Raw genomic sequence first — 24,241 nt, forward strand, 5'->3', positions numbered from 1 at the left:
ACCACGATTCACCCCACCTGACTTCGCACAGACACGGACCACTGACGACACCATCACACGACCGAAATATGACAGACAAAACCACGCACGATTCGACGGACGGTGCGGCGACCGGGGACGAACCGCCGGTCGCCGAAACGGACGGCGGCACGGTGACCCAGGCCGCGGAGGATCATCGAGAGACCGACTACCTCGACAGGGAGGTAAACCTGCTCAAGCCCAGCACCCCGTTCATGCGGGACCACCTGAAGCTGGTCTGGGGAACCTTCATCGTCTGGATCCTCACCACCTGGGGGCCAGTCACGCTGACGTTCGTGGCCACGGAGACGATGACATCGCTGACGATCCTCGGGTTCCCGGCCCACTACTTCATGGTCGCCTTCTTCACGCCGACGGCCTCGCTGATCCTGGCGCTGGTCTACTCCTGGCGGCGTGACAAACTCGACGAGAAGTACGGCATCGACACCGAGACGGCGACGGGCACCAGCGCGCCCGACGCCGCGGCCACCGACGGAGGTGTCGACGAATGATACCACTCCAGGCGGAGGCGCTCAACATCTCGTTCAAGCCCCTCGGCGCGGCCATCGTCTTCCTGATGATGGCCTCGTTCCTCGTCATCGGCTACCTGTTCAAGGTCGCCGACACCGAGGGCATGTGGGTCGCCGGCCGTGGCATCGGGAACATCGAGAACGGGATGGCCATCGGCTCGAACTGGATGTCGGCCGCGTCGTATCTCGGCCTCGCGGGGCTGGTCGCCCTCGCGGGCTTCTACGGCCTCGCCTTCATCATCGGCTGGACGACCGGCTACTTCGTCCTGCTGATCTTCCTGGCCGCGCAGATGCGCCGGTTCGGGAAGTACACCGCACCCGACTTCGTCGGGGACCGGTTCAACTCCCCGACGGCACGCGCGCTGGCGGCGTTCACGACGCTGCTGATCGCGTACGTCTACTCCGTCGGCCAGGCCCGCGGCATGGGGCTGGTCGGCCAGTACGTCTTCGGCCTCGACATCATCCCGATGATCGTCGTGATGATGGCGATCACGGTCGGGTACCTGGCCATCTCCGGAATGATGGGCGCGACCAAGAACATGGCCGTCCAGTACGTCATCCTCATCCTCGCGTTCCTCGTCGGCGTCTTCGCCGTCGGCTGGACCTCGCGAGGCATGGTCCTGCCACAGATCCAGTACGGGGCCATGATCGACGAACTCGCTCGGCAGTTCTCCGAGCCGTTCACCGAGGGCGGAAGCAGTTACTACCTCTGGATCGCGACCGCGTTCTCGCTGATCTTCGGGACGTGCGGCCTCCCGCACGTGCTGGTGCGGTTCTACACCGTCGAGAGCGAGCGGACCGCCCGCTGGTCGACCGTCTGGGGCCTGTTCTTCATCATGCTCCTCTACTGGTCGGCCCCCGCGATGGCGGCGCTCGGCGTCGACCTGTTCGCCGCGGTCAACAGCATCACCCCGGAGGCCGTCTACAGCGGCTCCAGCGCGATGTCCGGTGCGGAAGGTGACGTGATCGTCGTGCTGGCGGCCCAGTTCGCCGCCCTGCCGCAGTGGCTCGTCGGCTTCGTCGCGGCCGGTGCGATGGCCGCGGCCATCGCGACGACCGCCGGGCTGTTCATCACGGCCTCCTCGGCCGTCGCACACGACATCTACACCGAACTCGTCAACCCCGACGCGAGCCAGCGCCAGCAGGTTCTCATCGGGCGGGCGACCATCGTGGGTATCGGTGCGCTGGTGACCGTCACCGCGTTCAACCCACCGGCGCTCATCGGCGAACTGGTCGCCTACGCGTTCTCGCTGGCCGGTATCGTCCTGTTCCCGATGTTCTTCCTCGGTCTGTGGTGGGAGAACACCAACCGTCAGGGCGCACTGGCCGGCATGAGCATCGGGCTGTTCATCTGGATCACCTCGATCATCAACAGCGTCCTGCCGAAGTACATCGGCTTCCTCGCCGAGGCCGCCGGTGGATCGACGAACGCCATCGTGCCGGTCTACGCGCAGTTCGTCCCGCCGATCGGCGCGGCGCTGGTCGGGACGCCGGTCGTCTTCGTCGTCACCATCGTCGTCTCGCTGGCGACCGAGGAGCCGCCGGCGAAGACCAAGAAGATGGTCCGGCAGTGTCACAGCCCGGAACCGATGGGCCAGCAACAGACCGCGGAAGACGTCGTGAGTACCGACGGGGGCCAGACCCCCGCGGACGACTAGAGCCATGTACGACAACATCCTCGTCCCGACCGACGGCAGCGAAACGTCACGGCGGGCGGTCGACCAGGCGGTCGACATCGCCGCGAAGTACGACGCCACGGTCCACGTCCTGTACGTCGTGGACGTAGACGCCACCAGCTACTCGCTTGGCAGTGAACAGGTCGACCGCATCCGCCAGGGCCACCTCGACGACATGCCCGAGGTCAAGGCCGAAGCCGACGAAGCCACTGGCTACGTCGCCGAGGCCGCCGAAGAACACGGGCTGACCGTCGAGGAACACATCAGCGTCGGCGAACCCGCCCGGGCCATCCGGAAGTTCGTCGAGGACAACGACATCGACCTCGTCGTCATGGGGTCGCACGGCCGATCCGGACTCTCCAGAGTCATCCTCGGCAGCGTCACCGAGAAAGTCCTGCGCCGGACCCGACTGCCCGTCCTCGTCGTGGACGCCCACGGCGAGGCGGAAACCGAAGCGGCGGAAGAAGAATAGCAGTTCCGACCCAATTCACGAGCATGAGTCCACACGACACGCGACCGACGCGAGGTGACCGGCGGTGAGCATCGTCGACCGGATCAGCGACCACGTCCAGGAGCACCGCTCCGGCATGGTGACCGACCTCGTGTTCGCGCTCGTGTGGGTGACCATCGTCGAAGTGTTCTTCAACTTCGTCGACGGCCCGCAGTGGGCCTACTACATGTTCATGCTCGCCGGGATCGTGGCCTACTTCGGCTTCTTCTGGTCGCTGAAGATGGCACGCGCCCAGCAGTAGGGCGGTTCGACGCCCGCTGGCGTCGTCCTAGGCCCGCGGCACCGCAAGCACGGGAACGTTCGCTTTCCTGACGAGCGCGTCCGTGACGCTCCCGACGCGCTCGCGCTCGACGATCCGTTTGCCCGTGGTGCCCATCGTCACCAGATCGGCGTCGACCGCGTCGACGTATCGGAGGATCTCCTCGTCGGGTGCGCCGACCCGGATCGCCGTCTCCGTGTCGAGTCCGGCCGCACCGATCTCCTCCGCCAGCTCTGCGATGGCTCGCTCGCCCTCGTCTTCGAGTTGTTCGTTGATCTCGCTCATCGCCAGCCCGGGCGCGGCGTTGGCGACGCTCTCGTCGACCACGTAGAGGACGTGCACCGTCGCGTCGTGGCGCGTCGCGGCGTCGATAGCGTGCTCGACCGCCCCGGCGGCGACCTCGCTTCCGTCCGTCGGCAGGAGTACGGTCTCGTACATACACGGAAAAATACGCGGCCGAGTGACTTAATCCAAGAACACCGTTCCAGAACACTGGGAACGTGTTCGGTCTCCGGGTCGATCTGTCCGCCAGTGTCACTCCTCCGACGCGTACTGGCGTTCGAGCTCCCTGTAGCCGTCGGCGTCGACGACGTCCTCGAAGTCCTCGAAGGAGACACCGTCGACGGAGTCGGTCGTCCCGGTCTCGGCCAGGGTCTCGTAGGCGTCCTGCATCGCTTCGGTAGCCGCGAACAGCGCCGACAGCGGATAGACGGCGATGTCGAACCCGATCTCGTCGAGGTCGGCCGCCGAGAGCTCCGGCGTCTTCCCGCCGTCGACCACGTTGGCGAATGTCGGCGCGTCGATCTCCTCGGCGATGCGCTCCAGTTCGGCCCGCGATTCGGGGGCCTCGACGAACACCACGTCCGCGCCGGCCTCGGCGTAGGCACGGCCGCGCTCGATGGCGTCGTCCAGTCCGTGGACCGCGCGAGCGTCCGTGCGACCGACGATCACGAGGTCCTCGTCGCGTTCCGCGCGCACGTCGGCGGCGGCTCGAATCCGCTTGACGCCCTCGGCTGTCGGGACGACCCGTTTCTCGTCCATGTGGCCACAGCGCTTGGGCCACTCCTGGTCTTCGAGGATGACTCCCGCGACGCCTGCGTCGAGACACTCCCCGACCGTCCGCCGGACGTTCACCGCCGACCCGTAGCCAGTGTCGGCGTCCGCCACCAGCGGCACGTCGACGCTGCCGGCGATCCGGTCGATCCGGTCGACGTTCTCGGACATCGACAGCAGCCCGAGGTCGGGGAGCCCGAGCGTCGAGGCGGCGATGCCGAACCCGGAGGTGAAGACGGCCTCGAAGCCGGCCCGTTCTGCCAGCCGTGCCGAGAGCGCGTCGTGAACGCCCGGCAGGGCGACGATCCCGTCGCCGTCTATCAGGTCCCGGAACCGCGCGGCCGGGGGTCGTGCTGTCATACTCGAACGGGGGTGTGTCGTCGCCTAATCGTTGGCGGTCCCGAACCGTGCCGAGGTCGGAAAACATTTTTCGCACCCCTTCGTGTTCACACGCAGTATGGACGTACGGGGACGTGATACGCGATGACGATAGAGGACCGCGTCGAGGAACTCCGCGAGCGCAAGCGCGAGGCCGAACTCGGCGGTGGCGAAGACCGCATCGAGGCCCAGCACGACCGCGGGAAGATGACCGCCCGCGAGCGCATCGAGTACTTCCTCGATGACGGCACGTTCAACGAGGTCGACACCCTCCGGGAACACCGCTCGACGAACTTCGACATGGACGAGCGGGAGATGCCCGGCGACGGCGTCGTCACCGGCTACGGCGAGGTCGACGGCCGGAAGATCTTCGTCTTCGCCCACGACTTCACCGTGATGGGCGGCTCGCTGGGCGAGGCGTTCGCCCAGAAGGTCTGCAAGATCATGGACAAGGCCATCGAGACGGGCTGCCCCATCATCGGCCTCAACGACTCCGCTGGGGCCCGCATCCAGGAGGGTATCGACTCGCTGGCCGGGTACGCCGACATCTTCCATCGCAACCAGCTCGCCTCCGGCGTCGTCCCCCAGATCTCCGCGATCATGGGTCCGTGTGCCGGCGGCGCGGTCTACTCCCCGGCTATCACGGACTTCATCATGATGGTCCAGGACACCAGCCACATGTTCATCACCGGCCCGGACGTGATCGAGACCGTCACGGGCGAGGAAGTGGGCTTCGAGGAACTCGGCGGCGCACAGACCCACGCCACGGAATCCGGTGTCTCTCACTTCACCGCCCAGGCGGAAGAAGAAGCGCTCGACGACATCGCCTATCTGCTCTCTTTCCTCCCGCAGAACAACGTCGAGGACCCGCCTCGCGTCGAGCCCTGGGACGACCCCGAACGGGAACCGGACGACCTGATGGACATCGTCCCGGAACAGCCCCAGAAGCCCTACGACATGCGAAACGTGGTCGACCGCATCGTCGACGACGGGTCGTTCTTCGAGGTCGCCGAGCAGTTCGCGCGCAACCTCACCATCGGCTTCGCACGGATGGACGGCCACTCGGTCGGCATCGTCGGGAACAACCCCCACGTCAACGCGGGGACGCTGGACATCGACGCCTCGGTCAAGGGCGCACGCTTCGTCCGGTTCTGTGACGCCTTCAACATCCCCATACTCACGTTCGTGGACGTGCCTGGGTTCATGCCCGGCACCGACCAGGAACACGACGGGATCATCAAACACGGCGCGAAACTGCTCTACGCCTACTCCGAGGCGACGGTGCCGCTGCTGACGGTGATCACCCGGAAGGCCTACGGTGGGGCCTACGACGTGATGGCCTCGAAGCACATCGAGGCGGACATGAACTACGCCTGGCCCACAGCCGAAATCGCCGTGATGGGGCCCAAAGGTGCGGTGAACGTCCTGTACGACGACGAACTGGAGAGTGCGGAGGACGTCGAGGCCCGCCGGCAGGAACTCATCGACGAGTACCGCGACGCGTTCGCCAACCCGTACACGGCCGCCGAGCGCGGGTTCGTCGACGACGTACTGGAACCGAAGGACACGCGCGCCCGACTCATCACCGATCTGGAGATGATCCGGGGGAAACGCAAGGACACGCCCGACCGCAAACATGGCAACATCCCGCTCTGAGATGGCCGACGAGAATCCACCGGCCGAGGCCGGAGCGGAAGCGCTACTCGCGGCCGTCGACGCGGCGCTCGCAGACGACGCCGACGCCGACGAAGCCGCGGCCGTCGCCGCCGCCATCGGCGCGCACATGCGTGATCAGGAACTCGCCGCTGCGGCCGCGGCCGACGGCGACGACGGCCCCAACTGGGCCGACGGCAAGTGGGAGTTCGCGAGCAAGGTGGCGCGCAAACGGCGGCGCTCGGTCCGTGTGCCGACGGACGCCCCGAAGGACCCGTGGGCGGCCGCGGGTCGTACGGACCGAATGTGAGTCAGGCCCGGGCGTGCCAGTAATCGACCGTGCGGAACAGGACGTACGCGACGGCGTTGAGGAGGCCGGCGAGCGCGAACACGCCGCCCAGCACCCGGAAGACGCGGCCGAACACGCCGATTTCGGTCAGCCCGAACGCGAAAAAGAGAGAGATGATCCCCCAGACCAGCAAGATTGCGGCGATGCGAGCGCCTTCTTCGACGTAGGTCGATACCGACTGTGCCGGCGGGATGGGTGGTGAATCGGACACGACGGCTCCTTTCGGTCCACGGTGGAAAAGACGGCCGGTATGTCAAACGCCGATCGTACACACTAGACGCTCATCGTCTCGTCGCACTCGGGACACCGCAGGCCGCCCTGGTCACCGGCGGCGATGTCGACGCCCATCGCGTCCACGTCGTCGCAGTTCGGGCACGGGACGGGGACGCGGAGCTGGTCCCAGTCGTGGCGCTTGCCTGGCGCGCCGATGGCCAGCACCACGGCCTGCTCGTCGCTCTTGTTCTCGCCGTGGTGGTAGTCGCCGGGGGCGAAGCGGACGACCTCGCCCGCTTCGACTTCCTGTGACCCCTCCTCGGTGTCGAAGGTCACGGTGCCCTCGAGCACGTAGAAGATCTCCTCCTGATCGAGGTGGGTGTGGTAGCCGCCGTCGGGGGCCTCGCCGGGGGCCAGCGTGTAGTGGTTCATCGCCACGTCGGTCGTGCCCAGTGCATCGGCCAGCGCACGCGCGCCGTCGGTCGCGTCCAGCGGGTGCGGGAAGGTGTCGAGGTCGTCGACTGTCACGTGTTTCATCGTAGGGGAGCGGTGGACAGTCACCGTGTTAAATGTGCGCAAACTCCGAGGGGTACCACGACGCGAGGATAGCGGCGGAACTGCCGCGGTCGCATACCTTTAAGGCCCAACTCGCGGTACAGGGCGACATGTTCGATACGGTGCTCGTCGCGAACCGGGGAGAGATCGCCGTCCGGGTGATGCGCGCCTGTGAGGAACTGGGTATAGACACGGTCGCCGTCTACAGTGAAGCGGACAAGCACTCCGGACACGTCCGGTACGCCGACGAGGCGTACAACGTCGGCCCGGCCCGTGCGGCCGACTCCTACCTCGACCACGACGCGATCATCGAGGCCGCACAGAAGGCCGACGCCGACGCGATCCACCCCGGCTACGGCTTCCTCGCGGAGAACGCCGAGTTCGCCCGCAAGGTCGAAGCCACCGAGGGCGTCACCTGGGTCGGCCCCGCCGGCGACGCCATGGAGCGCCTCGGCGAGAAGACCAAGGCCCGCAACGTCATGAGCGACGCCGACGTGCCCATCGTGCCCGGCACCGACCCCATCGAGGAACCCGAGGCGGTCCGGGAGTTCGCCGAGGAACACGGCTACCCCATCGCGATCAAGGCCGAGGGTGGCGGTGGCGGCCGCGGGATGAAGATCGTCCGCGAGGAGAGCGAGATCGAGGAGCAACTGGAGAGCGCCAAACGCGAGGGTGAGGCCTACTTCGACAACGATTCGGTCTTTCTGGAGCGCTATCTCGAAGATCCGCGTCACATCGAGGTGCAGATCATCGCCGACCACCACGGCAACGTCCGACACCTGGGCGAACGCGACTGTTCGCTCCAGCGCCGCCACCAGAAGGTCATCGAGGAGGGTCCGAGTCCCGCCCTCGACGACGAACTGCGGGAGAAGATCGGCGAGGCCGCCCGCCGGGGCGTCGACGCCGCCGACTACTACAACGCCGGCACCGTCGAGTTCCTCGTCGAGGAGGACCCCGACCGGGACCCCGACGACGTGCTGGGCGCGGACGCGAACTTCTACTTCCTGGAAGTGAACACGCGCATCCAGGTCGAGCACACCGTCACCGAGGAGATCACGGGCATCGACATCGTGAAGTGGCAGCTCCGGGTCGCGGCCGGCGAGGAGATCGGCTTCGCACAGGACGACGTGGAGATCGAGGGCCACGCGATGGAGTTCCGCATCAACGCGGAGAACGCCGCGGAGGACTTCGCTCCCGCGACCGGCGGCGAACTCGACGTGTACGATCCGCCGGGCGGCATCGGTGTCCGGATGGACGACGCGCTCCGGCAGGGCGACGACCTCGTGACCGACTACGACTCGATGATCGCGAAGCTGATCGTCTACGGGTCGGACCGCGAGGAGTGTATCACCCGCTCACAGCGGGCCCTCGGCGAGTACGACATCGAGGGTATCCCCACGATCATCCCGTTCCACCGGCTGATGCTCACCGACGACGCGTTCGTCGACGGCAAACACCACACGAAGTACCTCGACGAGGAACTCGATCCCGAGCGCATCGACGAGGCTCAGGAGAAATGGGGCACCGACGACGGCGGCAGCACCGACGACGACGAGGAGGTCGTCGAACGCGAGTTCACGGTCGAGGTCAACGGCAAGCGGTTCAGCGTCAACCTCGAGGAGCGCGGTGCGCCGCCCATCCCGACCAGTGCCGGCAACGGCGGCGGTGGCGGGAACCAGCCACAGCGTCCCTCCGGCGGGTCGGGCGGCGGCGGAGGCGGCGGTGGTGGCGGCGGTCAGGCCGCGGCCGCGGAGGGCCAGCAGGTCACCGCCGAGATGCAGGGCACTATCCTGGAGGTCAACGTCGCCGAGGGCGACGAGGTGGCCTCCGGCGACGTGATCTGTGTGCTGGAAGCGATGAAGATGGAAAACGACATCGTCGCGCCCGCGGGCGGCACCGTCGAACAGGTCGCCATCGCCGAGGGCGAGAGCGTCGACATGGGCGACCTGCTGGTCGTGATCGACTGACCGCTCAGTGCAGGCTGATCGACATGGACTCGCCGACGACCTCGTAGCCCAGTACCGCCAGCGCCTCGTTCTCGACGGAGCCGAGAACCAACAGATACCCGAGCATCGCGAGCGACGTGGCCGTCAGTTTCCGGCTCTCTATCTCGACTTCGGTCCCGTCCGCGACCGGTAGTATCTCGACCGAGATTCGCTCGGTTATCGATCCCTCCTCCGCTGCCTCGTACACGACCGCACCGTCGTCTGACGTGTCGATCCGGAAGGTCACGGTCTCCGCGTCCTCGCCGTCACCGTAGACGAGCGAGAGTTCGTCCTCGGTCCGCTCCACCGCGTCCGCCCGTGCCGTCGGGAGCGCCAACAGCGGCGAGGCGGGACTGGCCAGTTCGGGCCTGGCCGCCTCCGGCGGCTTGCTCGTCCGCAATCGCTTCCGGGTCCGGTACGCGAACAGATCGGCACCGGTTACCATCATGAAGACTCCGAGGACGAACAGTGCGCCACCCAGTCGCAACAGGAGCGGTTCGAAGCTCGACAACACGACGAACGCGCCCAGACCGGCCACGGCGAGCGACGCGACGTAGGCAACGTTGAACAGTCGTGCCCGCCGCGTCGCGGTGGCCGCGATCCCCTCCAGCGATCCGTCGGTTGCGCCGCCGGATCGACGGTCCGTGTCCGGGGCGTACCAGCAGTCGTGGTCGTCCGGGTCGTGGCAGGCGTCACAGAGGGCCCGCTTGCAGTCCGGGCACTCACGGAGGCGCTCGTCGTCCTCGCCACAGAATGCACAGGTGCCCATGTTCGGTGCGGGAGGGGAGTTACGCGACGGATTTCTGTCTATCGGTCGTCAGTCCGGCGTGGAATCGGAGGCGTTACCCCCACACCTCTCGGGTCCCGATCACCTGCTCGCTGATCATCGAGACGACGGTCTCGTCGTCGACGTTGATCGAGAGTTCGTACTCGACGAACCCGTGGGTCGGGTTGTACTCGTCGGGTTCCTTGTCCAGCACTTCGACTTCGAATTCGAGTTCTTCGCCGGGGCGGATGGCCCGTTCCCACGTGAGACTCCGAATCTCGCGTGCGCCCATGTTCTTCACGTCGTCGAGGTCCTCCTCCACCCACTCCCGGATGGCGACGGCGACGGTGTGGGAGCCGCTGGCGATGATGCCGCCGTGGACCGACTCCTTCGCGGCCTCGGGATCGGTGTGGTAGTCCTGCGGGTCCCACTCGCTGGCGAAGTCGATGATCTCGTCCTGGCTCAACGTCTCGGTTCCCAGCGTCTTCGATTCGCCGACCTCGATGTCCTCGAAGTATCGCATATATTCGCCGTCGGACGAGTGGAATAAAAATCCGCGCGTAGCGGCGAACTTGCGGCCCGGGACGGGACGAGGGCCGCCGTCGGTGCGGCCGGGGCGTCGAGACGGGCGTCTCGGCGGTATGGACCGGCCGTATCGGTTATCAGGATCGATAGCCGTGGGATTGCGCTTATCTGGTCCTTCGGTCACGAATCGAACGGTATGGCAACTGGCGCAGATTCCTCGCGGCTGGAACCGGAACAGGGCCCGGATCGGGACGCGGACGACGAGTTCTGGCGGCACGCCTTCGAGTCGATGATCGCGGACCTCGCCGACCCGGTGTTCGTGGTGGACGGTTCCGGGACGATCACTCACTGGAACGACTCGCTGGTCGACCTGATGGGTATTCCGCCGGAGGACGCGCTCGGGCGGAACGCCTACGACGTGTTCGGGACGGAAGGCGAGAGCGAGACCCTGGCCGAGGAAGTCGTCCGGACCGGAGAGGCCGTCAAGGAAGACCAGGTACGCTCGGCGGAGGGCGCGGACGGGGAGATGAGCGCCTCGCGCGTGCAGGCGGTCCCGATCACCACGCCGGACGGGGAAGTCGTCGGCGCGGTCGAGTTCCTCAACGAGGTGACCGAGCTCGTCGAACAGCGCCAGGCGGTCGAGGACCTCCACGACGAGATTTCGACCGCCGTCGGGGAGTCGGTCACGGAACTCCGGGACTCGTCCCGTGAGGTCGCCGAGAAGTCCGAAGACATCAGCGACCTCACCGACGGGCAGGCCGAGAACCTCTCGGAGGTCCAGAGCGAAGTCTCGGACTTCAGCGCGACCGTCGAGGAGATCGCGTCCAGCGCCGACGAGGTGACCGACAGGAGCGCGGAGGCCCGCGAGCGGGCCGAGGAGTCCGTCGAGACGGCCCGCGCCACCGTCGACCGGGTCGACACACTCGCCGGGTCCGCCGACGAGGTGGCCGACAACGCACAGGCGCTCAGCGACCGCGTCGACGAGATCGACGAGATCGTCGACGTCATCAACGACATCGCCGAGCAGACGAACATCCTGGCGCTGAACGCCAACATCGAGGCCGCACGCGCCGGCGGCGAGGGGAGCAGCGGGTTCGCCGTCGTCGCCGACGAGATCAAAGACCTCGCCAACGAGTCCCAGGAGCGAGCCGCGGAGATCGAGGCGCTCATCGGGGAGGTCCAGGAGATGGCGACCGACACCGCCGACAACGTCGCGGACGCCAACGCGGAGATCCAGTCCACGGCCGAGGACATCGAGGAGGTCATCGAGAACCTGGAGGCGATCCACGACTCCATCGCGGACACCGACCAGGGGATCACCGAGATCGCGAACGCGACGGACGACCAGGCTGCGAGCGCCGAGGAGATCGCCAGCATGGTCGACGACGTGGCCACCCGGGCCGACGAGGTGGCCGACGCCGTCGAGGATATCGCGGCTGCCAATCGCGAACAGAGCGACACCATCGAGTCGCTGAACGAATCGGTCGAACGCGTCGACGAGCAGATGCGAGCCGTCACCGAGTGAGCGGCGAGCCGACTTTATAGCCGGCGGACGAACGCGACCGCATGCAGGACACGCGCCACGCCGTTCTCGACGCCATCGCCGACGGACCGGTACCGGGGCCGGCCATCGCCGACCGACTCGACGTGTCTCGCGCCGCGGTCTGGAAACACATCGAGGCGCTCCGGGAGGCGGGCTTTGCCGTCGAGAGCGCCGCCGACGGCTACGAACTCGTCTCCACGCCCGAGTTCGGGGGCGAAGCGGTCGAGTTCGGACTGGACGCGCCTTTCGAAGTCGAGTACCACGACACGATTCCGAGTACCAACGACCGCGCCCGGGAACTCGCCGCCGAGGGCCGCGAAGACGTGGTCGTGCTGGCCGACGAGCAAACAGGGGGCCGCGGCCGTCTCGACCGCGAGTGGGCGGCCCCCTCGGGCGGCATCTGGCTCTCGATCCTCCTGCGCCCGACGGTGCCGCCGGCCGACGCGCCCGCCTTCACGCTCGCCGCCGCGGTGGCGACGACCCGCGCGGCCCGCGAGGCCGGCGTCGAGGCCGCGATCAAGTGGCCCAACGACGTATTAGTCACCCATGGCAACACGGACCGCAAACTCACCGGCATCCTCACGGAGATGGAGGGCGAGGCGGATCGGGTCTCCTGGGTCGTCGTCGGCATCGGGATCAACGCCAACGTGGACGCCGCCGACCTCGTCGAGGGGGCCACCAGCCTCCGCGAGGAGACCGGCGACGTGAACAGGCGGGTGTTCACCCAGCGCGTGCTGGAGGAGTTCCACGAGTTACGTTCCGATCCCGACGCGGTGGTGCCGGCCTGGCGGGACCTCGCGGACACGCTCGGACGACGGGTCAGGGTCGACACCCCCGGCGGCGAAGTCGTCGGCGAGGCAGTGGACATCGAGTTTCCCGGGACGCTCGTGATCGAGACCGACGACGGGACCGTTCGCGTCAGCGCCGGCGACTGCGAACACCTCCGGCCGGTCTAGGCCTTCACCTCCGGTTCGCGGTCGCCGACGGCCGGTTCCTCGACGCGGACCGTCATCACAGGGACCGACGAACGCCTGACCACGCGTTCGGCGACGCTCCCCAGGAGCAGGCGGTCGATGCCACCCCGCCCGTGTGTCCCCATCACGATCAGGTCGCAGTCGTCCTCGGCGGCGTGTTCGACGATACTGCTGCTCGGTTTGCCCTCGACGACGATCCGTTCGACCGGGGCGCGGTCGTCGACGATCCGCTCGACCTCGTTCAGTGCGGCCGTCCCCTCCTCGTACAGCAACTCCGAGATTCCCTCCCAGCTGGTCTCCATGGGGAGACTGGAGAAACTCGCCGCGTCGACGACGTACAGCGCGTGGATCAGCGCGTCGTCTCTCTCGGCCAGCGCCGCCGCGTGATCGACGACCGGCTCCATCTCGGCCGATCCGTCCGTCGGCAGGAGGATGCGGTTGTACATTGTTATCTAGTACCAAACTTCGTCAGCGGCCGGCTTAACAGTAACTGGGAACTGACGGGGGTTCCCCGTCAGTCCGCGGCGTCGAGGACGACCTCGCGAACGTCGTCGACGCCGGCGCGGCGGACGACGGCGCGGACGGGGTTCCGGTAGCCGCCGAGGTTGTCCGAGTCGCCGTCGAGGACGAACAGTCGCGCGTCGCGGTCTTCCGCGATGACGCCGCAGTTCAGCCCCGCAATGTCGGCTCCGTGGTGGGTGGCCATCTTGAGGACGTAGCGGGCCGACACGCCGGAGAGTTTCGCCGCGAACTCCATCTCCCGGAACATCGAGGGGCTGTTGAGCATCACGTTGTCCGTCCCGAGCGCGACCGTCGTGTGGTCTGCCAGTTCGGCGATGTCGGGCGTGCCGACGCCGGTCACCAGGTTCGAGCGCGGGCAGACGACGATGGGCACGTGCCTGTCCGCGACGCGATCCAGGTGGATCGGCTCGGTGTGGACCATGTGGACCAGGAAGTCCGGATCGAGGTCGAGCGCGCCGTTGATGTCGTCGGGGTCGCGCTCGCCGGCGTGGATGCCGAACAGTTTCCCCGCCTCGCGCGTGGCGGTCCGCTCGCGACCGAATTCGCCGTCGCGCGCGCCACTGGCTCCGAACCCGTCGGCGGCCTCCATGGCTTCGATCTCCTCGCGGCCAAGCGTCACCGACTCGATCTCCAGGCCCTCGGCGGCCTCGGCCATCGCGCGGACGCCTTCGACGCCGCCCTCGCGGAACTCGATGCAGGCGGCCGTCCCGCCCGACTGCATGAACGAGAGGGAGCGCTCCATCGCCGCGACGGTCTCCTCGTGGCCGGCTTCACGGAGCAGTCGGTGTTTCAGGCCGTCGGGTGGCGCGACGAGTTCGTCGAGGCTCAGCCCCTCGCCAGCCTCCTTGGCGATGGAGTCGCCGATGTGCGTGTGGGCGTTGACGAACGCCGGGACCACGATATCGTCGGTGTCGACGGGGTCCTCCTCCACGGCGACGATCTGCCCGTCCTCGATCACGACCCGGCCGTCGATGGCCTCGAAGTCCCTCCCGCGAAGGATGCGGCCTTCGATCACGCGCCGGTCGCTCATTCGCCCGCCTCCTGGAAGTCGTCCAGCGTGGTGTGGACGCCGGGGCGCGCGTCGCTGATCAGCGACCCGTCGATGTCGAGGCCGAGGACGCGGCTGGCGGCGTGGCCGACCCGCTCGGTCACGCCCTCGGGCGCGTAGACGCCGAGTCGCCACTGGTCGCGCTGGACCGCACGGAGCGCGCCCACGAGCGTCGACTGGTCGCCCAGCGGCCGGACCTCCCCGTTGACGATCACCCGGCTGGTCGACTCCTTGATCTCGGGCCGGCCCGGTACGTCGAGGATCACGTCGGCCGGGTCGACCTCCGCCTCGGCCGCGATCTCGCGCTCGGCCTGCACGATTCCGTCGTGATCCTGTTCCAGCAGTTCCTCGGGCACGTCGCCCATCTCCGCCCAGACGGCGCGTTTCAGGAGGTCGCGCTCGGTCAGCCGGCGGGCGGTCTCGGCGGTCGCGTCGCACTGGCGCAGGCCCACGAGCAGGTCGTGGTCGTCCATCCGTCGCATCGCTTCGGCGGTGGTGTCGGTTTCGGTCAGCAGGCGCTCGGCACCCCGCCGGAGCATCGACTTGGAGATCCGGGCGGTGTGGTGGCTGTAGACGGTGGGGGTCATCAGCGCCCGGGCGACCAGCAGGCTCTCGGCGGTCTGGACGTTGCCCTCCGCGAGGACGAGTTCCCCGTCGACGAACGAGAGTTCCCGGACCAGCCGCTCGTGGTCGATGGTGCCGTAGGGGACGCCGGTGTGGTGGGCGTCGCGGACGAGGTAGTCCATCCGGTCCACGTCGAGTTCGCCCGAGACGAGCTGGCCGAGCTTGCCGTCGCCAGCAACGAGGTCGGCCACGGCGTCGGGGTTCAGCCCGTGATCGGCGAGTACCTCCGCGACCGCACCGGATTCCAGCAGTTCGTGCACGTCGTCGTGCCACTTCCCGGTGTGACGGTGGACGACCGACTCGACGTTGTGGCTGAAGGGGGCGTGCCCCACGTCGTGGAGGAGGGCCGCGGCACGGACGCGCTCGGCCTGCTGACCCTCGACGTTGAGGTGAGCCAGCGCCTCGTCGGCGAGGTGGTAGACGCCGAGGCTGTGTTCGAAGCGGGTGTGGTTGGCGGAGGGGTAGACGAGCGTGACGGTTCCGAGCTGGCGGACGTGCCGGAGCCGCTGGACCGGCGGCGTGTCGAGCAGGTCCTTCGCGACCCCGCGCACCTCGATGTGGTCGTGGACGCTGTCCTTGATATCCATTGTGCCGGGGTTGGCACCGCCGCCACTTTACTTCACACGCCGCCGGTCCGGTCCCCGGGGCGAAGTCGCCCCTTTCAAGACGGGTGGCGGCGTGGGGGCGGACGTGAACCGGTACGCCATCGCCTTGGTCTCGCTGTTCGCCGTGGTCGCCCTCGCGGGCTGTGGGATGCCCGGCGGGACGGGCACGCCGACCCAGTCACCCGCGAACCAATCGAACACGACCGTCGACGGTCCGTACGACCTCCCGCTGAACGGGACGGCCGTCCGGGAGCGCCACCGCGGCGTGCTGACGGACGCAGGCTCGTTCAGCTTCCGACAGGACGCCGTCGTCCGCGCGGCGGCGTCGGGCGCCCTGCTCCAGTACACGAACGCCTCGGTCCAGGTCGACCGGTCGAGCGGTGTCTACCGGCTCCTGGAGAACGGGACGACGACGCCACCCACCGCGGCGTACGTCGACGAGAACGGCACCGCCTATCTCCGGGAACGGACCGAGGGACAGATCGCCTACGACCGCCAGTCAGGGGCTGGCGGGAGCACTGATGCCTACCTCTACCCCGATATAAACCGGTACATCCGGGGACTGAACTTCAGCTACGAGGGTACCGAGACGAGAAACGGCGAGACGGTCCACGTCTACGCCGCCAACGGGACCGACCGGCTCGACCCCGACGAACACGGCCTGACCTTCCTCGATCCCGCCTCGCTGTCGGCGGTCTCGGCAGAACTCCGCGTCGCCGACGACGGCTCGCTGCGGTCGTTCCGCTACGACGTGACGAGCGGTCCCCGTCAGAACGGCCGCCTCCGGTACGTCGTCGCCGTCGAGTACGCCGGGGTCGGGTCGACCCCGGTACCGGAGCCGTCGTGGCTCGACGAGGCCAAACGGGTCACCGGCGAGTAACGGGCCCGGTTGCCCCTGGCGAAAGGATTTACCGCGCCGCTTCCCGACCACCGGTATGGTCACGTTTCTCTCCGGAGGCACGGGGACGCCGAAACTCCTCCGGGGCGCGGACGCCGTCTTCCCGCCGGCCGAGACCACCGTCGTCTGTAACACCGGCGACGACGTGGAACTGGGCGGGCACCTGGTCTGTCCCGACGTGGACACCGTCCTCTTTCTCGGCGGCGACGAACTCGACCTGGATACCTGGTGGGGCATCGCCGACGACTCGACGGTGACGGACGACGAACTCCACCGCCTCGCCGCGGCCGCCGGCCTGGACGACGGACCGCGCTACCTCCCCGACGAGCGCCAGACGGCGGGCCGAGAGATCGCCCGCTGGCGGCGCTTCTCCGGCGTCGCGGAGTTCATGTTGATCGGCGACCGCGACCGCGCCGTCCATCTGACGCGGACGAGTCTGCTGGACGAGGGCCGATCACTCACCGCCGTCACGCGCACGCTCGCGGACGCCTTCGACACGCCCTGGGAGATACTGCCGATGAGCGACGACCCGGTGGCGAGTATCGTCCACACCCCCGACGGGCCGATGCACTTCCAGGAGTTCTGGGTCGGCCGGGAGGGCGAGCCGACCGTCGAGTCCGTCGAGTTCCGCGGCGGCGCGGACGCGACCGCGACCGACGCCGTGCTCACAGGGCTGAGCGAACCGGTCGTCGTCGGTCCGTCGAACCCGATCACGAGTATCGGCCCGATGCTCGCCGTCGACGGCATCGCGGACGCACTCCGGGAGACGCCCGTCGTCGCGGTCTCTCCCTTCGTCGAGGATCACGTCTTCTCCGGGCCAGCCGGGAAGCTGATGGCCGCCGAAGGGTACGAGCCGTCGACGGCCGGGGTCGCCGAGGCCTACGACTTCGCGGACGCGTTCGTCCTCGACGACGAGGACGGGACCGACCTCGACCGGCCGGTCGTCCGGACCGACACGCGACTGGACACCGAGGTCGACGCCCGGCGCGTCGCCGAGGCCTGCCGGGAGGCGCTGGAGGTGGTGTCGTGAGCCGCGACGCCGCGTCCGACCCGCCCGCCCCGCTGGACTTCCGCCCGCGGGTCGTGCTTGCCAGCCTCAGCGGCGAGTCCGACGCCGACTGGGCGCGCGCGGCGAGCGAGTACGCCGGCGCGGCCGTCCTCGGGGGCATCGCGCTGGACGAGTCGACGCGGGCGGCCGCCCGCGAACTCGTCGCCCGGGACCGAACGGAGTTTCTCCCCGCCGATCCCGTCGCGTTCGTCGACGAGCAACTGGCCGCACTGGACGGCGTGCCCATCCGCGCTGGGTTCAACGTCCGCACCACCGAACTCGATCCGCTCCGCGAAGTCGCCGCCGTCTGCCGGGACCGGGACGCCTTCGTGGAGATCAACGCCCACTGCCGACAGGACGAGATGTGCGCGGCCGGCGCGGGGCAGTCTCTGCTCCGGAACCCCGACCGACTGTGTGAGCAGGTCGAGACCGCGGCCGAGACTGGCGCGACAGTGAGCGTCAAGGTCCGGACCGAGGTTCCAGGGGTCGCCCTCCCGGCGCTGGCCGACCGTCTCGAAACCGCGGGTGCAGACGCCGTCCACGTCGACGCCATGGATTCGGAGGCCGTCGTCGGCGACGTGGCCGCGGCGACCGATCTGTTCGTCGTGGCCAACAACGAGGTCCGGGACGAGGCGAGCGTCCGGGAGTACCTGGCGTACGGCGCGGACGCGGTGAGCGTGGGCCGCCCGAGCGACGAGCCGGCGGTCCTCGAACGCGTCCGCGACGCCACGACGGCGTGGTTCGCCGAGGGGGTCGAGTCGTGAGTCCCGCCGATTCGGGCGTCGAACCACCGCCGGAGCGCACCGTCGCCCAGAATGCACAGCTCGCCCTCCTGCTGGAGGTGACGGGGACGCCCAAACCCGGCAACGTCGACCGCGCGCACGACTACGACGACCTGCGGTTCGAGCACTTCGTGGCCGGGGGCGTCGGCGCGCGGCGCGGCCTCGATCTGGCCGCCGACGGCGAGCGCCTGGGTCGGGCCTTCGAGCGCGCGGTCGCGGGGATGAGCCAGCAACGGGCCGGCAACACGCAGTTCGGTGCCCTGCTGGTCCTCGTGCCCCTGGTGCGTGCCGCCGCGGAGGACGACCTGTCGGGGCGCCACGCCGGTGACCTGGCCGAAGCGACGACGGTCGCGGACGCCGCGGACTTCTACCGGGCCTTCGAGCACGTCGACGTGGCCGTGGACGACCCGCCCGAAGGGATGGACGCGCTGGACGTGCGCCGCGGTGCCGAGGCCGTCCCTGCCATCGAGGATCGGGGCGTGACCCTGTACGACGTGATGACCGACTCCGCCGAGATCGATGGCATCGCCCGCGAGTGGACCGGCGAGTTCGACCGTTCGTTCGACGCGGCCGAGCGTCTGCTCGAACTGGAAGGGGCCGTCCCGGATCGGACGGCGCGGGTCTTTCTGGAACTGCTGGCCGCGGAACCCGACACGTTCGTCGCGACCCAGCACGACCGCGAGACGGCCGAACGGGCGACCGAGCGTGCGGCCGCCGCGCTGGCCGGCGACGCGGACCCGTGGACGCTGGCCAACGAGTTCGTCGCCGAGGGGATCAACCCCGGGACGACCGCCGATCTGACCGCCGCCGCGCTGTTCGTCGCGCTCGAACGGGGGCTGGAGATATGAGCGACGACGACGAGGAGTGGCCCGACCCACCGGGAACGCCGGGCGAGTCCACCGACTCCGAGGGCGGCCGCCTCCCGATCCGCGCCGAGAGGGGGGCGCTGGCCATCGGCGCGGGCGTGACGGTGGCGGTCCTCGGGTACGCGGCCATCGCACTGCTGACGGGGATCGAACGGTCGGCGACGCTCTCGACCGTGTTGCGTCCGGGCGCACTCGGACTGTATCCCGGGGCGGTGGTCGCGGGCTGGATCGACGGCGGGTCCCTTCGCAGGAGCGCCGACACCGGCTTCCGGGCCGTCTTCGTCGGGACGACGCTGGCCCAGGGGGCGCTCTTCTTGCAGGCCGACGCGCCTCCGACTTTCCTCCTGCTCGGGCTCATGGGCATCGCCGTCACGTACGCCGTGCCGGCGACGCTGTTCGGAGCCCTCGGCGGCGCGCTCCGCCGGTGGTACGGGCGCGATCCGGAGGCGGATATCGATGTCTGAGTCCTGGCCCGTCGCCCTTCGGGGCGTCACCGAGTCCGTCGTCGCGACGCTGGGGCCGAACGACCGCTGGAACGTCGCCGCGCTCGGCCTGCACGCGCCCGAGAGCGACCCCGGGGACGCGGCTCCCGTCACCGCACGCACCTGGGGCCGCACCCGCACCTGGCGGAACTTCCGGGAGCGCGGCGAGGGGTACGTTCAGTTCACGACCGATCCCCTCGATTTCGCCGAGGCCGCGATGACCGTCCGCGAGGAGTCCGACCCCGTACTGTCGAGCGCCGACGCCTGGGCGCGCGTCACCGTCGACCGGATCGACGCGGGCACGGACGGCGACACGGAGTGGGTCGAGTGGGCGCTCGACCCCGAGGAGACCGCCGTCGAGCGCGAGACCGTCCCGACGACGAACCGGGGCTACTACGCCGTGATCGAGGCGACCGTGGCGGCCTCCCGGCTGGACGTGCCGGCCTACGACCGCGCGGAGCTACAATCCCGGCTCGACTACTTCGCGGATGTCGTCGAACGCTGTGGCGGCGAGCGCGAGCGGGCGGCGATGGACGTGGTTCGGGCCAACTGCTCGTGGGACGGGTGAAGGGGCCGGGGACGGACTCGCACGGGTCGCCTTTCGAACCCTTTTTCAGAGTTGGGCCAGCACGTACGACCAACATGGCAATCAAACCGGCCTACGTCAAGAAGACGGGGACCATCCTGATGGAGCGATACCCCGAGGCCTTCGGACACGACTTCGAGCACAACAAGGAACTGGTCACGGAACTCACCAACATCGAGTCCAAGGGCGTCCGCAACCGCATCGCGGGCTACATCACCCGCAAGGAAGGCGCCGAAGTCCCCGCGTAATCTCGATTTCTCCTTCGATTTGCCCGCCCGCCAGTCTCGACGCCGTCGGTCCCGACAGCCGGCCGTCGGCGACGGCTTTCCAAACCGTTTTGAGGAGGCCCGGCCGTAGCTGTGGGTACCAATGACAGTACGCGTAGGCGTTCTCGGCGCGACCGGTGCCGTCGGACAGCGACTCATCCAGCAGATCGACCCGCACCCCGACTTCGAGCTGGCGGCCCTGACCGCCTCCAGCGCGAGCGCGGGCAAGTCCTACCGCGAAGCCGCCAAGTGGCGCGTCGACAGCCCCATCCCGGAAGACGTGGCCGACATGACCGTCGTGGCGACCGACCCCGACGAGGTCCCCGACGACGTGGACCTGCTTTTCTCCTCGCTCCCCTCCAGCGTCGGCGAACAGGTCGAACCCGAATTCGTCGAACAGGGCTACGTCATGTCCTCGAACTCCTCGAACTTCCGGACCGACGAGGACGTGCCGCTCACCATCCCCGAGGTCAACGCCGACCACCTCGGCCTCATCGAGGTCCAGCGCGACGAACGCGGCTGGGACGGTGCCCTCGTCAAGAACCCCAACTGCTCGACGATCACGATGGTCCCGCCGCTGGCCGCGCTCGACGATGCCTTCGGCCTGACCGACGTGCGCGTCTCCACCCTGCAGGCCGTCTCCGGCGCGGGCTACTCCGGCGTCACCTCCATGGAGATCATCGACAACGCCATCCCGCACATCGGCGGCGAGGAGACGAAGATGGAGACCGAGAGCCGGAAACTGCTCGGCGAGTTCGACGGTGCGGAAGTCCACTGGAACGACGCCGAGGTCGCCGCCTCCTGTAACCGCATCCCGACGCTGGACGGCCACCTCGAGAACGTCTGGGCCGACACCGCCGAGGACGTGACCGTCGAGGACGCCGCCGAGGCCCTGCGCGAGTACCCCAGCATCGACCTGCCGTCCTCGCCCGACCAGCTCATCGAGGTCTTCGAGGAGCCCGACCGACCCCAGCCCCGCCTCGACCGCAACCAGAGCAACGGCATGGGCATCGCCGTCGGCGGCATTCAGGAGACCGCCGACGGTATCCAGTTCAACTGCCTCGCCCACAACACCATCCGCGGCGCGGCCGGTGCCAGCGTCCTCAACGGCGAACTGCTGCTGGAAGAAGGCTACATCTGACCACTTTTTAATCGAGGGGGTGCGCTGAGCGCGCACCCCCTCGATCAAAAACTTGGGGAAAAGGGCCGCTCGCGCGCCGTCGGCGCGCTCGCGGATGCTGTGCTGATTCCTCCCGCACCGCAAACCGCTCCGCAACTGCCACCGCAAACCGCTCCGACACCGCAACCGCAAACAGCCCGGCCCCGCGCTCAGTCCGCCGCCGCCTCGCCGTCCCCTTCGATCTTCACGAGTTCGTCGACCGGCGGAATCTCCGCGTCCTGTTCCGTGAGGATCTCGACCCGGCGCGTCAGCTTGTTCCGCGAGTACTCGATGACGGGAATCGGATTCGTCGCCTCACCCTGCGAGGAGTGCCGGACGATGCCCGCGACCAGCGGCATCAGATCCTGGAGCGTGTTCTGGACGACTTCGGCGTCGACGCCCTCCTCGTGGATCAGCGTCCGGACCTCCTGCATCCCGAAGCCGACGTGACGGCCCTCGTCGCTCCGGATGCGCGTGATCCCCTCGACCAGCCCCGCCATGTGGGGAAACTCCCGGACCGCCACCTCGTCGGAGCCCTGGTCGGAAAAGGCCGACTGGATGCCGTAGTAGCCGGTCTGGGCAAGCACCGATTCGACGACGAGGTGGTAGTGACAGTACGCCTTCGCCCGGTTCTCCGGTGTGTCTTCCTCCAGCAACCGTTCCATGGCCGCCTCGTTGCGGTCGAACAGCTCCACGTAGTCGTCGTTGAAGAATCGCTGGTCGGTCGGCCTGGTCACGTCGAAGCCCAGTTCCTCCTCGACGGGATTGACCACCTCGCGCCAGTAGCGGTCGAAAAACTGGGTGTGTTTGGCCTCCTCGTAGATCTGGCTGGAGACGAACATCTGCTTGTTGATGTCCTCCAGAACCATCCCGAGCGGCATCAGGTCCTCCGTGACGGCCTCCTCGCCCGCGCCGAACAGCGCCAGCGTCGTCCGGAGGCCCTCGAACTCCTCCTCGGTCGGCTCGTCCTCGATGAACTTCCGGCGGTCGGCCTCGATGTCCTCCTGTGGGATGTCCCCGTAGGGGTCCCAGTGCCGGTAGACTGCGTTCTTGAAGTAGCCCTGGGCGAACGAGTCCGGGTCGAGCCGCATGTCGCGGCTCGTATCCTCTACCTGTGTCATGGTCTCTCAACCCATACCTCGGACCCGGTCAAGTGTCCTTCGCCCCAACCAGCAGGTGCTTTAAGAGCTCCCGAGCGGCCGCATCGACTCCCGCGCGGTCGTGTCGTAGCCCGCGGGGACGATTTCCGTCACGAACTGGCTCTCGATGGCTTGGAGGTGTTCCGCGACGGTCCCCGCCGAGCAGTCGAGTTCGGCGGCGATCTCCTCGCAGGTCACCTCGCGCGGAATCTCGTAGTACCCCTTCTCGACGGCTTTCCGGACGACCTCCCGCTTGCGTTCGGTGAGGCCCGAAAAGAGGGTCTTGCTCTCGGGGTCGTAGGTTCCGATCCGGAGCAGGTCGACGGAGACGCCCTCGGGGATCACGTCGATCATCTCCCGGAGCGCCGCCTCCTCGGCGATCAGCGTGAGCTTGAGACTCGACTGTGCGGGCTCGACGAACTCCAGCGGATACTCCGGCAGGACGGCGAACTCCTCCAGCAGCGTCAACAGCGAGTCCACCAGTTCTGTCGGGTGGAAGTGACAGCGGAGCAGCTTCCCGTCGTCCGTGTCGGTCAGCTGGTAGTCGATCATGTCGTCTTCGGTCTCGGCGAGCGCGTCCAGAATGTTGCTCGTCGGCCCGTTCAACTCGTTGAGCAGTACGACTGTTCCGTCAGCCAGCAGCGTGATATTTCGGATCGCGACCATCGTCACGTCGTGGTCGCGGAACGCAGCTTCCTTCGGATGGAACCACCCCCGGTCCGGCGTCAGCACGAACGTCCCGTACCTCATGTTCTATTAGGCGAAATCCTACGTGATAATGGTTGGCATTGACAGTCGCCCCCGGTCGGAGTCACCCCTTTTAAGCCGCCATCACGGGAAGGCTCGCACGCGATGGACATCCTGCACACCTGCATGAACGTCTCGGACGCGGACGAACTGGCCGACTGGTACGTCGAGAACCTCGATTTCGAGCGCTCCTGGGAGTTCACGAGCGAGGACGGCACGACGCGGAACGTCTACGTCGCCGACGGCAACGGCGTCGAACTCCAGCTGTCCGACACCGAGGGGGAAGACGAGTTCGAATTCGGCGACGGCTGGGACCACTTCGCCGTCGCGGTCGACGACGTGGACGCCGCCTTCGACGAGATCGACCACCACGGTGTCGTCCAGGAACCGAGCGATCAGCCCGCGGCGGGTGCCCGGACCGCCTTCGTCGAGGACCCCGACGGCCACGTCGTGGAACTGATCGAACCGCTGGACGACTGAT

At 68.0% G+C, this 24,241-nt stretch carries 29 protein-coding genes; 18 read left to right on the forward strand and 11 right to left on the reverse strand.

The genetic code is table 11. The features are described from left to right. Positions 1-68 precede the first annotated feature (68 nt). The 4 genes from ACOZ4N_RS03870 to ACOZ4N_RS03885 all read left to right on the forward strand — a co-directional run bounded on the left by ACOZ4N_RS03870 (position 69) and on the right by ACOZ4N_RS03885 (position 2,976). A complete protein-coding gene (locus tag ACOZ4N_RS03870; RefSeq protein WP_424018624.1) occupies positions 69-530 on the forward strand; it encodes a DUF4212 domain-containing protein in 462 nt (153 codons plus the stop codon). Beyond that, complete coding sequence (locus ACOZ4N_RS03875; protein WP_424018625.1) at positions 527-2,206, forward strand: VC_2705 family sodium/solute symporter; 1,680 nt, start codon at positions 527-529, stop codon at positions 2,204-2,206. The genes ACOZ4N_RS03870 and ACOZ4N_RS03875 overlap by 4 nt, the downstream gene beginning before the upstream one ends. 4 nt (positions 2,207-2,210) lie before the next feature. After that, positions 2,211-2,696 carry a universal stress protein gene (locus tag ACOZ4N_RS03880; protein ID WP_424018626.1) on the forward strand — a complete coding sequence of 162 codons (486 nt, stop codon included), beginning with the start codon at positions 2,211-2,213 and terminating at the stop codon, positions 2,694-2,696. A 64-nt stretch (positions 2,697-2,760) separates the two neighbouring features. Further along, complete coding sequence (locus ACOZ4N_RS03885) at positions 2,761-2,976, forward strand: hypothetical protein (RefSeq protein ID WP_424018627.1); 216 nt, start codon at positions 2,761-2,763, stop codon at positions 2,974-2,976. A 27-nt stretch (positions 2,977-3,003) separates the two neighbouring features. On the opposite strand, the gene ACOZ4N_RS03890 is transcribed toward ACOZ4N_RS03885, so the two are convergent. Beyond that, positions 3,004-3,432, reverse strand: coding sequence for a universal stress protein (locus ACOZ4N_RS03890; RefSeq protein WP_424018628.1), 429 nt, complete (start codon positions 3,430-3,432; stop codon positions 3,004-3,006). Positions 3,433-3,528: 96 nt separating this feature from the next. Next, positions 3,529-4,407, reverse strand: a complete 879-nt coding sequence (locus ACOZ4N_RS03895; protein ID WP_424018629.1) for an isocitrate lyase/PEP mutase family protein — start codon at positions 4,405-4,407, stop codon at positions 3,529-3,531. 123 nt (positions 4,408-4,530) lie between these two features. Between ACOZ4N_RS03895 and ACOZ4N_RS03900 the strand changes: the two genes are divergently transcribed. Beyond that, positions 4,531-6,081, forward strand: a complete 1,551-nt coding sequence (locus ACOZ4N_RS03900; RefSeq protein WP_424018630.1) for an acyl-CoA carboxylase subunit beta — start codon at positions 4,531-4,533, stop codon at positions 6,079-6,081. Next, complete coding sequence (locus tag ACOZ4N_RS03905; RefSeq protein WP_424018631.1) at positions 6,062-6,388, forward strand: acc operon protein; 327 nt, start codon at positions 6,062-6,064, stop codon at positions 6,386-6,388. Before ACOZ4N_RS03900 ends, ACOZ4N_RS03905 begins: the two co-directional genes overlap by 20 nt. 1 nt (position 6,389) lies before the next feature. Here ACOZ4N_RS03905 and ACOZ4N_RS03910 read toward each other — a convergent pair whose 3' ends face one another. Together ACOZ4N_RS03910 and ACOZ4N_RS03915 are read right to left on the reverse strand one after the other, a co-directional pair. After that, the gene (locus ACOZ4N_RS03910) at positions 6,390-6,638 is read right to left on the reverse strand and encodes a hypothetical protein (protein WP_424018632.1); all 249 of its coding nucleotides are present in this window, start codon (positions 6,636-6,638) and stop codon (positions 6,390-6,392) included. Positions 6,639-6,700: 62 nt separating this feature from the next. After that, a complete protein-coding gene (locus ACOZ4N_RS03915; protein WP_424018633.1) occupies positions 6,701-7,177 on the reverse strand; it encodes a cupin domain-containing protein in 477 nt (158 codons plus the stop codon). 128 nt (positions 7,178-7,305) lie between these two features. Between ACOZ4N_RS03915 and ACOZ4N_RS03920 the strand changes: the two genes are divergently transcribed. Beyond that, the gene (locus ACOZ4N_RS03920) at positions 7,306-9,162 is read left to right on the forward strand and encodes an acetyl-CoA carboxylase biotin carboxylase subunit (RefSeq protein WP_424018634.1); all 1,857 of its coding nucleotides are present in this window, start codon (positions 7,306-7,308) and stop codon (positions 9,160-9,162) included. 4 nt (positions 9,163-9,166) lie between these two features. Here ACOZ4N_RS03920 and ACOZ4N_RS03925 read toward each other — a convergent pair whose 3' ends face one another. Then, positions 9,167-9,949 carry a hypothetical protein gene (locus tag ACOZ4N_RS03925; RefSeq protein WP_424018635.1) on the reverse strand — a complete coding sequence of 261 codons (783 nt, stop codon included), beginning with the start codon at positions 9,947-9,949 and terminating at the stop codon, positions 9,167-9,169. A 73-nt stretch (positions 9,950-10,022) separates the two neighbouring features. After that, a complete protein-coding gene (locus ACOZ4N_RS03930; RefSeq protein WP_424018636.1) occupies positions 10,023-10,469 on the reverse strand; it encodes a MaoC/PaaZ C-terminal domain-containing protein in 447 nt (148 codons plus the stop codon). A gap of 198 nt (positions 10,470-10,667) precedes the next feature. Here ACOZ4N_RS03930 and ACOZ4N_RS03935 point away from each other — a divergent pair, with 198 nt between their 5' ends. Beyond that, the gene (locus ACOZ4N_RS03935; RefSeq protein ID WP_424018637.1) at positions 10,668-11,996 is read left to right on the forward strand and encodes a methyl-accepting chemotaxis protein; all 1,329 of its coding nucleotides are present in this window, start codon (positions 10,668-10,670) and stop codon (positions 11,994-11,996) included. A gap of 41 nt (positions 11,997-12,037) precedes the next feature. Beyond that, complete coding sequence (locus ACOZ4N_RS03940) at positions 12,038-12,970, forward strand: biotin--[acetyl-CoA-carboxylase] ligase (protein ID WP_424018638.1); 933 nt, start codon at positions 12,038-12,040, stop codon at positions 12,968-12,970. On the opposite strand, the gene ACOZ4N_RS03945 is transcribed toward ACOZ4N_RS03940, so the two are convergent. The 3 genes from ACOZ4N_RS03945 to ACOZ4N_RS03955 all read right to left on the reverse strand — a co-directional run bounded on the left by ACOZ4N_RS03945 (position 12,967) and on the right by ACOZ4N_RS03955 (position 15,769). Beyond that, a complete protein-coding gene (locus ACOZ4N_RS03945) occupies positions 12,967-13,434 on the reverse strand; it encodes a universal stress protein (protein ID WP_424018639.1) in 468 nt (155 codons plus the stop codon). The two genes, ACOZ4N_RS03940 and ACOZ4N_RS03945, sit on opposite strands and share 4 nt — an antisense overlap. Before the next feature lie 68 nt (positions 13,435-13,502). Continuing rightward, positions 13,503-14,540: an amidohydrolase family protein gene (locus ACOZ4N_RS03950; protein ID WP_424018640.1), complete on the reverse strand. Its 1,038-nt coding sequence runs from the start codon at positions 14,538-14,540 to the stop codon at positions 13,503-13,505. After that, entirely contained in the window at positions 14,537-15,769 is a 1,233-nt protein-coding gene (locus ACOZ4N_RS03955; RefSeq protein WP_424018641.1) for an HD domain-containing protein, read from the reverse strand. The genes ACOZ4N_RS03950 and ACOZ4N_RS03955 overlap by 4 nt, the downstream gene beginning before the upstream one ends. A gap of 91 nt (positions 15,770-15,860) precedes the next feature. Between ACOZ4N_RS03955 and ACOZ4N_RS03960 the strand changes: the two genes are divergently transcribed. From ACOZ4N_RS03960 to asd, 8 genes are all read left to right on the forward strand, one after another. After that, complete coding sequence (locus tag ACOZ4N_RS03960; RefSeq protein WP_424018642.1) at positions 15,861-16,667, forward strand: DUF7537 family lipoprotein; 807 nt, start codon at positions 15,861-15,863, stop codon at positions 16,665-16,667. Positions 16,668-16,722: 55 nt separating this feature from the next. Then, positions 16,723-17,715 carry a 2-phospho-L-lactate transferase gene (gene cofD / locus ACOZ4N_RS03965; RefSeq protein ID WP_424018643.1) on the forward strand — a complete coding sequence of 331 codons (993 nt, stop codon included), beginning with the start codon at positions 16,723-16,725 and terminating at the stop codon, positions 17,713-17,715. Further along, positions 17,712-18,497, forward strand: coding sequence for a tRNA-dihydrouridine synthase (locus ACOZ4N_RS03970; protein WP_424018644.1), 786 nt, complete (start codon positions 17,712-17,714; stop codon positions 18,495-18,497). The genes cofD and ACOZ4N_RS03970 overlap by 4 nt, the downstream gene beginning before the upstream one ends. Beyond that, entirely contained in the window at positions 18,494-19,363 is an 870-nt protein-coding gene (locus ACOZ4N_RS03975; protein WP_424018645.1) for a triphosphoribosyl-dephospho-CoA synthase, read from the forward strand. Before ACOZ4N_RS03970 ends, ACOZ4N_RS03975 begins: the two co-directional genes overlap by 4 nt. Next, entirely contained in the window at positions 19,360-19,845 is a 486-nt protein-coding gene (locus ACOZ4N_RS03980) for a hypothetical protein (protein WP_424018646.1), read from the forward strand. Before ACOZ4N_RS03975 ends, ACOZ4N_RS03980 begins: the two co-directional genes overlap by 4 nt. Then, the gene (locus ACOZ4N_RS03985) at positions 19,838-20,431 is read left to right on the forward strand and encodes a DUF447 domain-containing protein (protein ID WP_424018647.1); all 594 of its coding nucleotides are present in this window, start codon (positions 19,838-19,840) and stop codon (positions 20,429-20,431) included. The genes ACOZ4N_RS03980 and ACOZ4N_RS03985 overlap by 8 nt, the downstream gene beginning before the upstream one ends. 74 nt (positions 20,432-20,505) lie before the next feature. Next, on the forward strand, positions 20,506-20,697 hold the full coding sequence (locus tag ACOZ4N_RS03990) for a 30S ribosomal protein S17e (protein ID WP_424018648.1): 192 nt from the start codon (positions 20,506-20,508) through the stop codon (positions 20,695-20,697). A gap of 121 nt (positions 20,698-20,818) precedes the next feature. Beyond that, the gene (gene asd, locus ACOZ4N_RS03995) at positions 20,819-21,856 is read left to right on the forward strand and encodes an aspartate-semialdehyde dehydrogenase (RefSeq protein ID WP_424018649.1); all 1,038 of its coding nucleotides are present in this window, start codon (positions 20,819-20,821) and stop codon (positions 21,854-21,856) included. Between the two features lie 188 nt (positions 21,857-22,044). On the opposite strand, the gene ACOZ4N_RS04000 is transcribed toward asd, so the two are convergent. Further along, complete coding sequence (locus tag ACOZ4N_RS04000) at positions 22,045-22,995, reverse strand: ribonucleoside-diphosphate reductase (protein WP_424018650.1); 951 nt, start codon at positions 22,993-22,995, stop codon at positions 22,045-22,047. Between the two features lie 60 nt (positions 22,996-23,055). After that, entirely contained in the window at positions 23,056-23,763 is a 708-nt protein-coding gene (locus ACOZ4N_RS04005; RefSeq protein WP_424018651.1) for a helix-turn-helix domain-containing protein, read from the reverse strand. A gap of 102 nt (positions 23,764-23,865) precedes the next feature. Between ACOZ4N_RS04005 and ACOZ4N_RS04010 the strand changes: the two genes are divergently transcribed. Continuing rightward, entirely contained in the window at positions 23,866-24,240 is a 375-nt protein-coding gene (locus tag ACOZ4N_RS04010) for a VOC family protein (protein ID WP_424018652.1), read from the forward strand. Position 24,241: the final 1 nt, after the last annotated feature.

It is taken from the genome of Halorientalis pallida, assembly GCF_049605515.1.
Classification (GTDB): Archaea; Halobacteriota; Halobacteria; order Halobacteriales; family Haloarculaceae; genus Halorientalis; species Halorientalis pallida_A.